The sequence below is a fragment of the Natrinema sp. SYSU A 869 genome (genome assembly GCF_019879105.1).
Classification (GTDB): Archaea; Halobacteriota; Halobacteria; order Halobacteriales; family Natrialbaceae; genus Natrinema.
In genome coordinates this window covers 760,994-774,658 of sequence record NZ_CP082247.1, presented here as the reverse complement: position 1 = coordinate 774,658, position 13,665 = coordinate 760,994, and the positions used below count along the sequence as shown (strand labels likewise).

General features: G+C 63.2%; 10 protein-coding genes. 3 read left to right on the top strand and 7 right to left on the bottom strand.

Features of this window, described 5'->3' with window-relative positions; genetic code table 11:
• Positions 1-186 precede the first annotated feature (186 nt).
• The 7 genes from K6I40_RS03465 to K6I40_RS03435 all read right to left on the bottom strand — a co-directional run bounded on the left by K6I40_RS03465 (position 187) and on the right by K6I40_RS03435 (position 10,289).
• On the bottom strand, positions 187-1,335 hold the full coding sequence (locus K6I40_RS03465; RefSeq protein ID WP_222912861.1) for a thiolase family protein: 1,149 nt from the start codon (positions 1,333-1,335) through the stop codon (positions 187-189).
• A 524-nt stretch (positions 1,336-1,859) separates the two neighbouring features.
• The gene (locus K6I40_RS03460; protein WP_222912860.1) at positions 1,860-3,533 is read right to left on the bottom strand and encodes an AMP-binding protein; all 1,674 of its coding nucleotides are present in this window, start codon (positions 3,531-3,533) and stop codon (positions 1,860-1,862) included.
• Positions 3,534-3,602: 69 nt separating this feature from the next.
• Complete coding sequence (locus K6I40_RS03455; protein ID WP_222912859.1) at positions 3,603-5,231, bottom strand: AMP-binding protein; 1,629 nt, start codon at positions 5,229-5,231, stop codon at positions 3,603-3,605.
• A gap of 268 nt (positions 5,232-5,499) precedes the next feature.
• Positions 5,500-6,588 (bottom strand): acyl-CoA dehydrogenase family protein, encoded by a 1,089-nt coding sequence (locus tag K6I40_RS03450; RefSeq protein WP_255681367.1) that lies wholly within the window; start codon positions 6,586-6,588, stop codon positions 5,500-5,502.
• 119 nt (positions 6,589-6,707) lie between these two features.
• Positions 6,708-7,697 (bottom strand): MBL fold metallo-hydrolase, encoded by a 990-nt coding sequence (locus K6I40_RS03445; RefSeq protein WP_222912858.1) that lies wholly within the window; start codon positions 7,695-7,697, stop codon positions 6,708-6,710.
• A gap of 192 nt (positions 7,698-7,889) precedes the next feature.
• Positions 7,890-9,116 carry an acyl-CoA dehydrogenase family protein gene (locus tag K6I40_RS03440; RefSeq protein ID WP_222912857.1) on the bottom strand — a complete coding sequence of 409 codons (1,227 nt, stop codon included), beginning with the start codon at positions 9,114-9,116 and terminating at the stop codon, positions 7,890-7,892.
• A gap of 174 nt (positions 9,117-9,290) precedes the next feature.
• Positions 9,291-10,289 carry a TIGR04024 family LLM class F420-dependent oxidoreductase gene (locus tag K6I40_RS03435; protein ID WP_222912856.1) on the bottom strand — a complete coding sequence of 333 codons (999 nt, stop codon included), beginning with the start codon at positions 10,287-10,289 and terminating at the stop codon, positions 9,291-9,293.
• A gap of 170 nt (positions 10,290-10,459) precedes the next feature.
• On the opposite strand from K6I40_RS03435, the gene K6I40_RS03430 reads away from it, so the two are divergent.
• From K6I40_RS03430 to K6I40_RS03420, 3 genes are all read left to right on the top strand, one after another.
• The gene (locus K6I40_RS03430; protein ID WP_222912855.1) at positions 10,460-11,251 is read left to right on the top strand and encodes an enoyl-CoA hydratase/isomerase family protein; all 792 of its coding nucleotides are present in this window, start codon (positions 10,460-10,462) and stop codon (positions 11,249-11,251) included.
• A 112-nt stretch (positions 11,252-11,363) separates the two neighbouring features.
• The gene (locus K6I40_RS03425) at positions 11,364-12,173 is read left to right on the top strand and encodes an enoyl-CoA hydratase/isomerase family protein (RefSeq protein WP_222912854.1); all 810 of its coding nucleotides are present in this window, start codon (positions 11,364-11,366) and stop codon (positions 12,171-12,173) included.
• 133 nt (positions 12,174-12,306) lie between these two features.
• Positions 12,307-13,107, top strand: coding sequence for an enoyl-CoA hydratase-related protein (locus K6I40_RS03420; RefSeq protein WP_255681366.1), 801 nt, complete (start codon positions 12,307-12,309; stop codon positions 13,105-13,107).
• Positions 13,108-13,665: the final 558 nt, after the last annotated feature.

Sequence of the window (13,665 nt, the reverse complement as noted above, 5' to 3'; positions counted from 1 at the left end):
GTTAACGTACAACCATTAATAACTTCGGACGAGGTTCGGATAGTGAACCGGGATACACGGTCATCACAGGAGCCGAGATTCGATGCGAGCCTCTAGAAACCGGTACCAACGGGTAGCAGCGGGGACCGCCCCACGGGACACGACCGCCGAAGAACCGCCGATGGTCACCGAAACGAATCGTCGCCGCTAGACCCGCTCGAGGATCGTCGCGATGCCCTGGCCGAAGCCGATACACATCGCCGACAGCGCGGTGTCCTGACCGGTCCGCTCGAGTTCGTGGGCCAGCTTGGTCAGCAACATCGCGCCGGTCGCGCCCAGCGGGTGACCGTGAGCGATCGCGCCGCCGTTGACGTTGACGTCCTCCCAGGATGCGCCCGTCTCCTCGAGCCAGGCCGCGACGACCGACGCGAAGGCCTCGTTCACCTCGAAGAGATCGACGTCGCCGACGGTCATGTCGGCCTTCTTGAGGACGCCTTCGGTGGCCGGAATCGGGCCCTTCAACATCGTAATGGGGTCGACACCGACGACCTCGGTCTGTCGGATACGGGCCATCGGTTCCCAGCCGTGTTCTTCAGCGGCTTCCTCGCTCGCGATCAACAGTGCCGCCGAGCCGTCGACGATCCCCGAGGCGTTGCCGGGATGGTGGAAGCCCTCGCCCTCCTCGCGGAAGGAGAGGGGAAGGTCGGAGAGCGTGTCCATGTCGGTGTCGGGACGGGGATGTTCATCCTGCTCGACGACGACTTCCTCGCCGTCGAGTTCGGTTTCGACCGGTGTGATTTGGTCGTCGTAGCGGCCCTCGTCCCAGGCCTCCTTCCAACGCCGCTGGGAGTCGACGGCGATCTCATCGAGCTCCTCGCGCGTGAAGCCGTACTCCTCGGCGATGCGCTCGGCCCCCTCGCCTTGGTGGGTCCGCTCGTCGAAATGCTCGAAATACGTGTCCGTCAGCCCGCCGTCGTCGGATCCCATCGGAACGCGGGTCATGTGTTCGACGCCGCCGGCGATGAGGACGTCGTGCTGGTCGGCCATGACGTTCGACGCGGCGAAGTTAGCTGCCTGCTGACCCGACCCGCACATCCGGTTGAGTTGAACCCCCGGGACGATATCGCCCCAGCCGGCGACCATCGGTGCGAGCCGGGCGATGTTGAGTCCCTGTTCGTCCATCGGCGTCACGCAGCCGTAGATGACGTCTTCGATCGTCTCGGGCTCGAATCCATTCCGCTCACGTAGCGCCTCGAGGGGTTCCGCCGCGAGGTCCTGCGGATGCATGTCTCGAAACGAGCCGTCTCGCTTCCCGAACGGAGTGCGAACTGCGTCGACGATAACTGCGTTTCTCATGGTACGTGTGTTGTTAACTACCGTGACGCTAATAGGCTTTGCCTCTGTTCGGCTACGTGTTCTACGAATCTCCGGATCGCCGATATCCCGTTCTCTACGGTTTCTCGAGCGATTCGCGGCCGATGTGACATTCCACGGTAAGCAAAACCTTCGTTGGTACTCCGGCGCACAGGATCTCGATCGCGCCATTTAGTAACGCCCTTAGTATGTTATTACTCTGGACGCTGCTGGGAATCCAAATGCCTAATATTGTTTTAACACTTATTATGGCTGTGGTCGGACTCGCTCGCTCCGCTCGTGACAGGACCGTATTCATCGAAACGCGGGCGAGAGGGATCGGTACGACGGGGTCGCGTCGATCCCATCCGTTACACCCCTCAGTGCTCTCTCACCGGACTTGAGGAGCGATCATTGTCGGAAGAACGCGGATCGGTCGGAACCAAATTCGAACGATAGCCAGCGAGCGGTCGAGTCGTCGCGTCTCAGAACACGCCCGTCGCCCGTAGCGCTGCGTGAGCGACGCGTCACGAGTCCGCGATTCCCTCCCGCTCGCGGAGGGACCGACGGCGGACCTTTCCGGTAGACGTCGTCGGGAGGTCGTCGATGAACTCGATCTCTCGAGGGTATTCATACGGAGCCAGACGGTCCTTGACACGCGTTCCGAGCGTCTCCTTCAACTCGGTCGTCGGGTGGTCGTCGTCTGCGACGACGAACGCTTTCGGGACCGCTCCCCGCTCCTCGTCCGGAACGCCGATAACGGCGACGTCGGCGACGGCACCGTGACTCGCGATTGTTTCCTCGATTTCCTCGGGACTCACGCGGTAACCCGACGTGATGATCACGTCGTCTTTGCGCCCCTCGAACGAGAAGAACCCGTCTTCGTCGACCGATCCGAGGTCTTCGGTCAGCAGCCAGCCGTTTCGGACCTTTCGATCGGTCAGCTCCGGTTTCTGCCAGTACTCCTCGAAGCAGACCGGATTGCCCTCGTATCGAACCGCGATCTCGCCGACCGACCCCGGTTCGTCGATCGGTTCGGCCGTTTCCGGATCGACGATCGCCACCTCGTGGCCCGGCACCGTGAGTCCCATCTTCCCTGGACGGGGCCGCTTCAACGAGCTACAGTCGGCGACGACGAGGTTCGCTTCGGTCTGTCCGTAGAGCTCTTCGACGGGGACACCATCGAACGTCTCTTTCGCCCAGTCGACGACGCTTTCGCCGACCGCTTCGCCGCCCGCACCGACGCGTCGAACCGACTTCACGTCGTATCGCTCCGATGGAGCATCGACCTGCATCATCATACGGAGGGCCGTCGGTGGGACTCCGAGGTCCGTCACCTCGTATCGCTCGATGAGTTCGAACGCCGATTCGGCGTCGAACCGGTCGACGTCGTCGGCGACGACCGGCCGTCCGTAGTACAATGCCGGCATCACGAGCGAAAAAAGAGAGCCGATCCACGACCACTCGACCGGCGTCCAGAACACAGTTCCATCCGTCGTTCCCGACTCGAGGAAACTCTCGGCGAACGCAGGCAGGTTACCGAGCAGCAGCCGATGCGCGTGAAGGACGCCCTTGGGATCACCCGTCGTCCCGCTCGTGTAGATGATGATCGCGTCGTCGTCGGCGTTCGTCTCCGCCGTCTCGAACCGTCGTGACGCCTGCGTCTTGACCACGTCCCATGTCATTTCTGTCGGAGTCGGGTCGACATCGACGGTCAGTACGGTTTCCAGTGCCTCGAGGTCGTCGCGGATCGTTCGGAGAGTCTCGACGCTCGATTCGCCGACGAGACAGGCCGTCGCGCGACAGTCGTCGAGTCGGTACGCGAGGGCGTCGTCGCCGAACTGCGTGCTGAGCGGCACCGAGACGGCGCCGAGCTTCCACGCCGCGATATGGGCGATGGCGGCCTCCGGCCGCTGACCGAGACAGATCCCGATCCGGTCGCCCGCCGAGACTCCCGCTTCCGAGAGGTAGTTCGCGAGGCGATTCGCGTCGCGCTGTACGTCCCGAAACGTGAGCGTCCGGCGGTCGCTCGACCCGTTCTCGGCGAAGAACGCGACGTGCCCGCGTTCGCGAGCCCAGCGATCACAGACGTACTCCGCGATGTTGAACTGGTCGGGGATCTCCCACTCGAAGGACTCGCGGAGCCGTTCGTAACTCTCCCAGTCCCGCTCGTAGAAATGGTACTGATCAATCCGTGCCATTGTGTGACAAACACGTCTAGACGACCCGTATTAATTGTGTCGCCCGGTGAACTCCGGACGCCGAAGGAGTCACCCCTCGAGGGCGGACCGCTTGATCTTGCCGCTGGCGGTCTTGGGGAGTTCGTCGAGGAATTCGATCTCGCGGGGATACTCGTGTTTCGAGAGTTCGTCACGGGCGAACTCCTGGAGGTCGTCGTTCAGTCCCTCGCTGGGGTCGGCATCGTCGACGAGCGTCACGTACGCTTTGACGATTTCGCCGCGGGTTTCGTGGTCCGTTCCGACGACGCCCGCTTCCTCGACCGCGGGATGGTTGAGCAGCGTTTCCTCGACTTCCGCGGGACCGATGCGGTAGCCGGCGGAGATGATGACGTCGTCCGCGCGACTGACGTACCAGTAGTAGCCGTCCTCGTCCCGCCGCGCCAGGTCGCCGGTCCTGAGCCAGCGGCCGGTGAACGTCTCGAGCGTCGCCTCGGGTCGGCCCCAGTACGATCCATGCGCGTCCGTATCGCGTTTGACGGCGATTTCACCGACGTCGCCCTGCGCGACTTCGTCGCCGTCCTCGTCCAGTAGCGCCACCTCGACGCCGGGAAGGACCTTCCCCATGCTTCCGGGCTTTCCCTCCCAGTCGTCGAACGCGTAGTTACAGATCACCATGCCGGCCTCCGTGAGCCCGTAGGCGTCCTGTGGCGGTGCACCCAATCCGTTCTCACACCACTCGACGGTGTCCTCGTCGAGCGATTCACCGGCCGAAAGCAACACGCGGAGATCGACGTCGTACGCCTCGAGATCGATCCCGCCCGCTCGCGACTGCCGGAGGGCCGTCGGCGGTATCATCGCGTTGTCGACGTCCCACTCCTCGAGGGTCTCGAAGAACGCGCGGGGATCGAACTGACCGCGATAACACCCGATCGCGGTCCCCCGAATCCCCGACATGATCGTTCCCATATTGAGTCCGTACGACCACGACGGCGACGCGGCGACCAGATAGACGTCGTCGGGACGGACGTCGGCGACGTATTCCGCGTACGCGTGGAGTTCGATCACCCCGCCGTGACTGCTCAGGACCCCTTTCGGCGGCCCGGTTGTCCCGGACGTGTACGTCAGCGTGTACGGGTCGTTCGGGTGCGTCTCGACGGGTTCGAACGTCTCGGACCGATCGCGGACCGCGTCGTAGTCGTCCACCGTCGCGTCGCTATCGATCGCTCCGCGTCCGCCGTCGACCGTGACGACGCGCTCGAGCGAGGGGAGACTCCCGTCGACGGTCTCGCAGCCGTCCGCCGTGGTGAATAGCACGGTCGCTCCCGCGTCCTCGAGGCGGTAGTTCAGCGCGTCCGGGCCGAACATCGGTGCGAGCGGGAGATAGATCCGGCCGGCCTTGATCGTCCCGAAGACGACGGCATACAGCTCGAAATGCGTCGGGAGCATCGCACCGATTCGGTCGCCACGGTCGGTGTGTGCATCCAGGTAGTTGCTCACTCGGTTCGCGGCGGCATCGAGTTTGGCGAACGTGTACGTCTCGGTCTCGCCGGTCTCGAAGTCCCGGATCCGAAGCCCCGTCTCTTCCGACGACGCGTGCCGACCGAGGGATTCGGTTGCGATATTGAGCGACTCTCTGTCCCCGACGTGGGCGTGTTCGTCCCAACTCGCGTCCGTCTCGTACTGGTCGTACACGGCCTCGTACACACTCTCGTATGTCATATGGTACCGCGTATACTGAATGGAAATATAGTTTTTCGTCTGTCAGGAATCCGTGCCAGTCCTGCGGAGAACGCACTCGAGCAGCGATAGCCGTCTCGAGTACCGGAACCGAAAGCCGTGCGGGACCTGTAACCGGATCCGTACCCGCGAGCGGGGAGCGTATCGGCCGTTCCTTCGGCCCCGTCGAATCAGTACGAGCGGGGGAGTCCGAGATGGTGTTCCGCGATGTAGTTCTTCGCCATTTCGTTCGAGACGGGTACGGTCTCGGTCACGCGCGCGCGTTCTGCCAGAGTTCGTAGACTTCGTACTCCTTCGTGAATCCGTTCCCCCCGTGAGTCTGGATCGCCTGTGACGCGGCTTCAGTACTGAACTGGCTCGTGAGCAGTTTCGCTGCGTTCGTTTCCATGCTGCAGTCCTCGCCACGGTCCCACTTCGCGGCGGCGCTGTACGTGATCTGGCGGGCGGCGAGGAGCTTGGCGTAGCTTTCGGCCAGCGGATGTTGGATCGACTGGTGGGCACCGATCGGTTGCCCAAACACCTCGCGGTCGTTCGCGTACTCGACCGCGAGGTCGATGGCCCGAAGTCCGTCGCCGAGCGCGCTCGCCGCACCGGCGATCCGTTCGGTATTGAGCGTATCGAACATGAGTTCGAATCCCTCGTCCTCGGCACCGAGAATGTCGTCCTCGTGAACGCGGAGGCCGTCGATGGCGACCTGATATTGGTGTTCGAACCACGGCACCGCCGTGTCGAGCGTCGACAGCGAAATCGCGTCGCGCTCGGCCGGATCGGAAACGAGGAAGAGCGTTCCGCCGTGAGTCGGATCCGAGGGATCGAGTTCGGAGGTACGTGCGACGAGTAACATCTCGTCGGCGTTCTCGACGCTACTGATGAACGTCTTCTCGCCGTCGATCACGAACTCGTCGCCGTCCCGCTCGGCCATCGTCTCTATCGAGAGCGTATTCGTCCCGGCGTTCGGTTCGGTTAGCCCCATACAGAACCGGCAGTTCCCGTCGACGATCTCCGGGAGGTACTCTCGCTTCTGGGCCTCCGTCCCGTGTCGCTGAATACTGATACCGCCGAACACGGGCGTCAGTATGAAGATGATGCCCCCCTGCCCGCCGGCACGCGAGAGCTCCTCGATGACGATCGTCATCTCGTACATTCCCATCCCCTCTCCGTCGTACTCCTCGTCGATCGCGACGCCGAGCCAGCCGTTGTCCGCGAGGTCCTGCCAGTACGATTCCGGGAAGCGCTTCTGATCGATGTGTTCGCGCCAGTAATCGGCGTCGTACCCGGCAGCGAGCTCGCGTACCGAACTCCGTATTAAGTCGTGGACTTCCGTCTCGGAAACGGGCATACGCTCACCTCCTCACGAGATAATATAAAACGAGGCGTCGACTGGCACTATCGAACAGAACTCTCCCCGTGAGACGGTCTATCGGATCCGCTGATCAGACATAGGAGTACGTGAACCGCTCAGGTACTCTCGTAGAACCGAACACCGTCCTCGAGAACACTCTGGACGTCCCCTCTATCCTCCAGATATTCGACGAGCCCAACGGTCTCCGCGAAGATTCGACTGATTCCGCGCTCCGTGCCCGCCCTCTCCGTCGCGATCTGAAAGGCCGTCGCCCGGTCCGATTCGATCCGATCGCGGCACCGCTCGAGTTTGGACTCCAGATCGGCGATGGATCGGTCGAGACACTCCTCGTACCGTTCGTGTACCGGACCGTGGCCTGGGAACACTTGCTCGAACTGATACGTTTTGAGGCGCTCTAGCGTCGCACGAAACAGTCGGACGCTGTCTTCGACACCGTCGTCGAAGTTGACGAGTAGCGACGGCGCGCGGAACGGTTCCATCGCCATGTCGCCCGAAAACACGACTCGCTCACCGTCGAGCGTCGTCCCGAAACAGCAGTGACTGATATGATGGCCTGGAGAATAGATCGGTTCGATTTCGTGCGTCCCGACGGTGAACGGGTCAGCATCGATCCAGATGTCGACCGCGTCTTCGGGAAGCGACTCGCGCACCGTGCGATGAGCGGAAAGCAAGCGTTCGCTGGCGGACTCGAGGTATTCGGGTTCGAGACCGGCCTCGAGTAAATTCGCTCGAGTCCTCTCTGCGACCGCGTCCATCTCCCGCTCGTACCGATTCCGTATCTGTCTTGGCGCGTAGACGGTCGGTGATCCGGCCTCGAGCAGCGTCGGCGTCTGGCCGACGTGATCCGTGTGCCCGTGCGTGAGCACCACGTGTTCGATGTCCGACGGATCGTACCCGTGGTCGCTCAGTTCGGTGCGTAATTCCTCGGAACCGTCCTCACCGGGTGTACCCGCATCGATGAGAATCGGCTCGTCGCCCGAAATCACGTACGCCGCCGCGTGACCCGGCGGCCAATCGACGGAGAACTCCAGCCGGTGGACCGTCGCATCGAGATCGTTCCCAGCGGTCCGATTCGGTTCGCTCATGCCGATAGATACGGTGACCCACGATGGATAAGTTTCGATTAGCGGCAAAGCCATCCCATAGAAGCGCCGTCGTGCAGCGAGATGGGTCCTGCTCTCGTTTCGGAGATCGTGAGACGGACTGACCGGAGCCAATACGCGTTCTCGGCGGGGTGCCCGGTCAGTGTGCTCGAGTTCCGCGCTCGGTCTCCCGACCTACGTTTCCACGCCGTACTGTTTGGCGATCGTGTTGAGCTGAATTTCGTCGGTCCCCTCGACGACTCGTTGGATACGGGCGCGGTGGAGGCGGTCCATGAACGGGTTCTCCTCGGCGAGGCCGTTGGCACCGTGAATCTGGACGACATCGTCGGCGATCTCCCAGAAAGTGTTGCTCGCGAACCACTTGAGGATCGACGACTCGGCGATCGCCGGCTCGCCCTGATCGAGCAGCCAGGCGCATTTGAGCCCGACGGTGTCCGCTGCCAGCGCGTTCGCTCGTCCGCGAGCGATCTTGTGCGATATCGCCTGATATTGGCCGATCTGCTCGCCGAACGCTTCGCGCTCGTTCGCATAGTTCGTGGCCTCGTCGAGCAGCCACTCCGCGTGGCCGACCGCCGTCGCGCCGATCTCGACGCGCCCGAGCCCGAGGAACGACATCGCGTCGTAAAACGCGTTGTCGACGCTCCCGAGGACGCGATCGTCGGAGAGTCGGACGTCGTCGAAGCGGACCTCCGCCTGCATACCGGTCGCGCCGACGGCGTTGTTCAGGCTCCCGATCTCGTACTCGTCTTCCTCGACGATGAAACACGTGATGCCGCCGTGTCGACCCGCCTCTTCCTGCGGCGTCGTCCTCGCGAAGACCTGGATGAAATCGGCGTAGGGTGCGTTCGTGATCCACTGTTTCGTCCCGTTGAGTACCCACTCGTCGCCGTCTTTCTCGGCCCGCGTCTCCATGTTCGGCGAGTCCGACCCCACGCCGGGTTCCGTCTGCCCGAACGCGGTCGTCTTTTCCGCGCGCATCGCCGGCTCGAGATATCGCTCGACTTGTTCGCCCTCCGCCTGAGCGAGGAGCGGCTTCGGACCGCCGGGTCCGGCGAGGACGTTCGAAGCCAGCGGCACGTCCTGCTTCGCGAGGTGCTTGTTCGCCCGGTACCACGTGACGGCCGACACGTCCTCGCCGCCGACGGCCTCGGGCATGTTCATCGCGTAGAAGCCGGCCTCCGCGCTCTTCCGTCGCACCTCCCGTCTCGCCTCGAGCACTTCGTTGGTCAGCCGACCGTTCGGTTCGTGTCCGAGCCGGGGGTTCGTGAGCGTCTCACCGAGGTCATCGGCGATCGGTTTCACTTCCTGCTCGACGAACTCCTCGAGGCTCTGGAGGATGAGTTCCGTTTCGCCGTCGGTCCCGAACGAGACGCTGGAACCGGTCTCCACTGATCGTGCCATGAGTACACAGACCATTATCGGAATACACATATAAATCCCGCCATTCGCATAACGATACTATCATGAACGGCGCCGTTTCCGGGGCGGTCCGCGGCAGTCGGAAATCGGGCTAGTGACCGTGAGCCACCGATTCGGACAGGGGAACACCGATTCGGACAGGGGAAGATGGAGAGATCACGGAGCCATCGCGGTCATGGTCTCACGTATCTCGTCGGGTTCGGCCCCGCGCGGGAACGAGATATAGATCGCATCGACGCCGTCGATGGACTCGAACTGTTCCAGTTGCGTGCGGGCCTCGGCCGGCGTACCGGCAGCGCCCATCTGATCGCGTAACTCCGCCCGCACGCGATCCGTAGCGCGGTCGCGCTCCCCCCGCTGCCACGCGTCGTGGATCTCGTGTGCGAGTTCGTCGTACCCCTGCCGAGCGAGATTATCGCGGTAAAACGTCCCCATCCCGCCAAGGTAGAAGGCGATGTGTTGGGCGACGAGTTCGCGGGCGCGTTCGCCGTCTGCGAGGGCACAGCAGCTCACGGAGAGCGTGACGCGGAGGTCGTCGCGATCCCTGTCTCCCAGTTCGACGCCGCGTTGGAGGTCCTCGAGGCGATCGGCGATTCCGTCTCTGGTGTAGTTGACGGCGTGCCAGCCGTCGGCGAAGCGACCGGCGAGTTCGACGGCTTTCGGGCCGAGTCCCGCCGTATCGATCGGCGGCGCCGGCTCTGGCGGGTCATAGCGGAGTCGAAAGCCGTTCAGGGAGAAGTACTCGCCGTCGTAGGAGACGGTCTCACCGCCCACTACCTGTCTGGCGATTTCGATCGCCTCTCGCGTTCGACGCAGCGGGTTGCCAAAGTCCATCCCGTGCCAATTTTCGACGACGAGCGGGCCGCTCGGACCGAGTCCGAGTCGAAAGCGGCCGTCGCTAGCCTCCTGCAGCGTGGCGGCCGTCTGCCCGAGCAGCGCCGGTGATCTGGAGTAGACGTTGGCGATGCTCGTTCCGAGGCCGATCCGATCCGTTCGCTCGGCAGCGGTCGCGAGCGCCGTCACGACGTCACGACCCCACGATTCGGGGAACCAGGCGCGATCGTATCCCAGTTCCTCCGCGGCGACCGCCTGATCGACGAGTTGATCGAGCGTGGGCTGTGCGCCGACCGGGAGAAATACGTCACGGTCTGTCATACGATGTTCCGTTAGCCGTTCGACGTGATAAAGCTATACCAGATTCGGCCCGTGCTATTCAGTAGGCGCGGCGAACGGCCGCGACTATACGGGTCTCGGTCGCTACTGCTACTGTCGCTATCGCGTACTAGTCGGAAAAGATATCTAATATCGTGTTGATGGACGCGTGTATGCGAGAAACGCTCGAGACGACGGTAGTCGAATTCACTCCAGAGACGGGAATCGGCCACATAACGTTGAACCGCCCCGACGCGCTCAATGCGCTCAGCGATCAGCTCCGGGCGGACCTCATCGAGGGGCTCCGGTTACTCGAGAGCGAAAACGAGGACCAGGACGGAATCGCACTGCGGGCGGTCATCGTGGAGGGCGCAGACGGGAACTTCTGTGCCGGTGCCGACATCACCGAATTCAGCGAGTCGAATCCGGGTGCCAGTTCCGAGCGCCACCACTACGAATTCATCATGGAGTTCCCGGTACCCGTTATCGCGAAGATTCGCGGCTACTGCCTCGGCGGCGGCCTCGAGACGGCGATGGCCTGTGATTTCCGGTTCGCGGACGAAGACGCTCGGTTCGGACTCCCGGAGGTCGATTTGGGTATCGTTCCCGGAGCGGGCGGCGTCCAGTTCATCAGTCGACTCGCGAATCCCGCCGCGGCGAAGGAGATCGCGATGACCGGCGAACACATCAGCGCGGACCGTGCGCGCGACCTCGGAATCGTCACTCGAGTTCCCGATAATCTCGACGAGGCGACCCGAGACTTCGCCGAAACGATCGCGTCGAAGCCGCCGCTTTCGATTCAGGCGATCAAGGAGTCCGGCAACATCGCCACGCAGACCGGTCTTCGAGAGGGACGACAGTACGACCGACGGCTGTTCGAACGGTTGCTGGAGACGGCGGACCACGAAGAGGGGGCAAAGGCGTTCGCCGAAGACGACTACGAACCGGAGTTCAGGGGTCGATAGCGGCCGCACTGGCGCACTCGGCTTCGATTTCGCGACGAACCCGCGGTTTGAACAGCGGGAACACACGGCACCGGGGCGGTACAATTAAGTTCAATCTGGTTGATCGCCTTGTATGCGAGAAGTTGGCACTGGTCACGTACTCGTGGACGTCGACGGCTACCGCGCCGACGTCGTGCTGAACCGCCCGGACAAGCGAAACGCACTGAACGAGGACGTTCTCTCCGACCTGAAGCGGGCGTTCGAGGAGGTCGATGCGAACGAGGACGTCCGCGCCGTCGCACTGCTCGGGAAGGGTCCCGTCTTCTGTGCGGGGATGGACCTCGAGATGATGCGCGACCGCGGCGAACAGGCCCAGCAAGGCGAGTCCCGCGGAGCCGAGAGCGGCGGGAGTCTCCTCGGTGACGTCATCGAGACCGTCGATACCGCGCGCGTTCCGACCGTCGTCGGCATCAAGCGCGCCGCACCCGCGGGCGCGTTCGAACTGTCGCTCCCCGCTGACTTTCGGATCATCTCCGAGGACGCGAAATACGGTGTCATCGAGGTACAGCTCGGCACCTTCCCCCACGGCGGGGCGACCCAACGGCTTCCGCGCATGATCGGGCTGGCGAAGGCGAAAGAGCTCGTCCTGAGCGGCGAGTTCATCGACCCCGAGGAGGCGGACGGGATCGGGCTCGTCAACGAGGTCTGCGACGCGGAGGCGGTCGACGAACGCGCTCGCGAGCTGGCGGACGATCTCGCTGAGAACGCGCCGTTGGGGATGGAGCGAGCACGGAAAGCGCTCAACGCTGCCCTGGAGATGCCTCTCGACGACGGGCTCGCCTACGAGCGGGCACTCGGCGAGCAACTCGACGACACCCGCGACTACACGGAGGGATTCACTGCCCGCCTCGAGGGGCGCGAGCCGGAGTTCGAGGGGCGGTAACTGATCCGGCGACGGCGGGCATTGCCCGTTAGTCGTCTGAGCCGGCGCTGACTCCGTCTCCGTTCGGCGCTCCATCGATCGGCGCTCGTTACTGGACCGGAGAATTATAACAATAGGATGTATACGTGATACCATGGCACGACTGCTGCCGGAGTGTGAGAACTTCGTTCTCGAACGAGACGACGGTATCGTCTCCATTACGATCGACAGTACGACGAAATTCAACTCGCTCAACGATACGATGGGCGACGAACTACTCGAGATTGCGTCGTTTCTCAACGCCGACGACGGCACTCGATGTGCCGTCATGACGGGATCGGACGGCGTGTTCTGTGCCGGTGCCGACGTCGAGAGCTTCGCCGAAGACGGTCACCGATCCGATTCCGTGCGACGCGGCGCATCGATTCTCCACGACGCGATCGTCCAGTTCCATCAGGCGGGCGTCCCGCTCGTCACCGGCGTCAACGGCGTCGCGACCGGTGCCGGCCTCGGCATTGCGCTCCTCGGCGATCTCGTCCTGATCAGCGAGGACGCTCGCTTCGAATACGGCTATCCGCGCCTCGGCCTGCCGGGAGACGGCGGTGCGACGTTTCACCTCCCGCGACTCGTCGGCCTCCGGAAAGCGAAGGACATCGCCTTGCTCGACGAGCCGATCACGCCGGAAGAAGCCGTCGAGTGGGGCTTGGCGACCGAATCCGTTCCGGACGACGACTTCGATGCGCGTCTCGACGAACTGGCTCGGCAACTGGCGGACGGACCGACGAGAGCGTACGGAGCCGTGAAACAGCTTCTCACGAGGAGTTTCGATCGATCGCTCGAGGAACAACTCGCCGCGGAGACGGACGCGATCGCGACGGCGGCGGAAACCGACGACCACGCCGAGGGCGTCAACGCGTTCGTGGCGAACCGAGAGCCGGAGTTCGAGGGCCAGTGAGATCGTCGGCGGACGCTCGGCGAGCGCCGACCACAGTGACCGAATAGCGCCACGACCGCGACGGACGTCATGTCGTGATCGTGTTCGAACAACCATCGACATCATCGCATACGACGACCAATGACAACATGGATCAGCTGTTCCTCAGTCGAACGAGTGCTGCGTGACTCGCGCGTCTCCCACTACGACCAACTCGCCGACCAGGCGAAAAACATCTCCCCCGTTTGCTCGAGGCAGACGAGACCGTGTCTTGGACGCCAGACGGCGTCGGTGCGGCGTTCGAGCCGTATGAGATCGTGAAATTCACCGACTACTATCGGAGCACAGTCGCCGAGCAACGACCCTGACGCGGCCGTTTCAGTGGCGAACGACCCCGGCGTCGGACTCGAGAGACTCGACCGAGAGTTCCAACTCCGATCCCGTCCTGAGCGACTCGTTTCACTGTGGAGCGTCTCCGAATCGGACTCCCGTCCTGAATCGTGTGATACTCACACCCGTGGTTTGATTGCGCATACCCCGATACTCGAGCCGAGCATTGAATAACACCCTAAGTCCGTT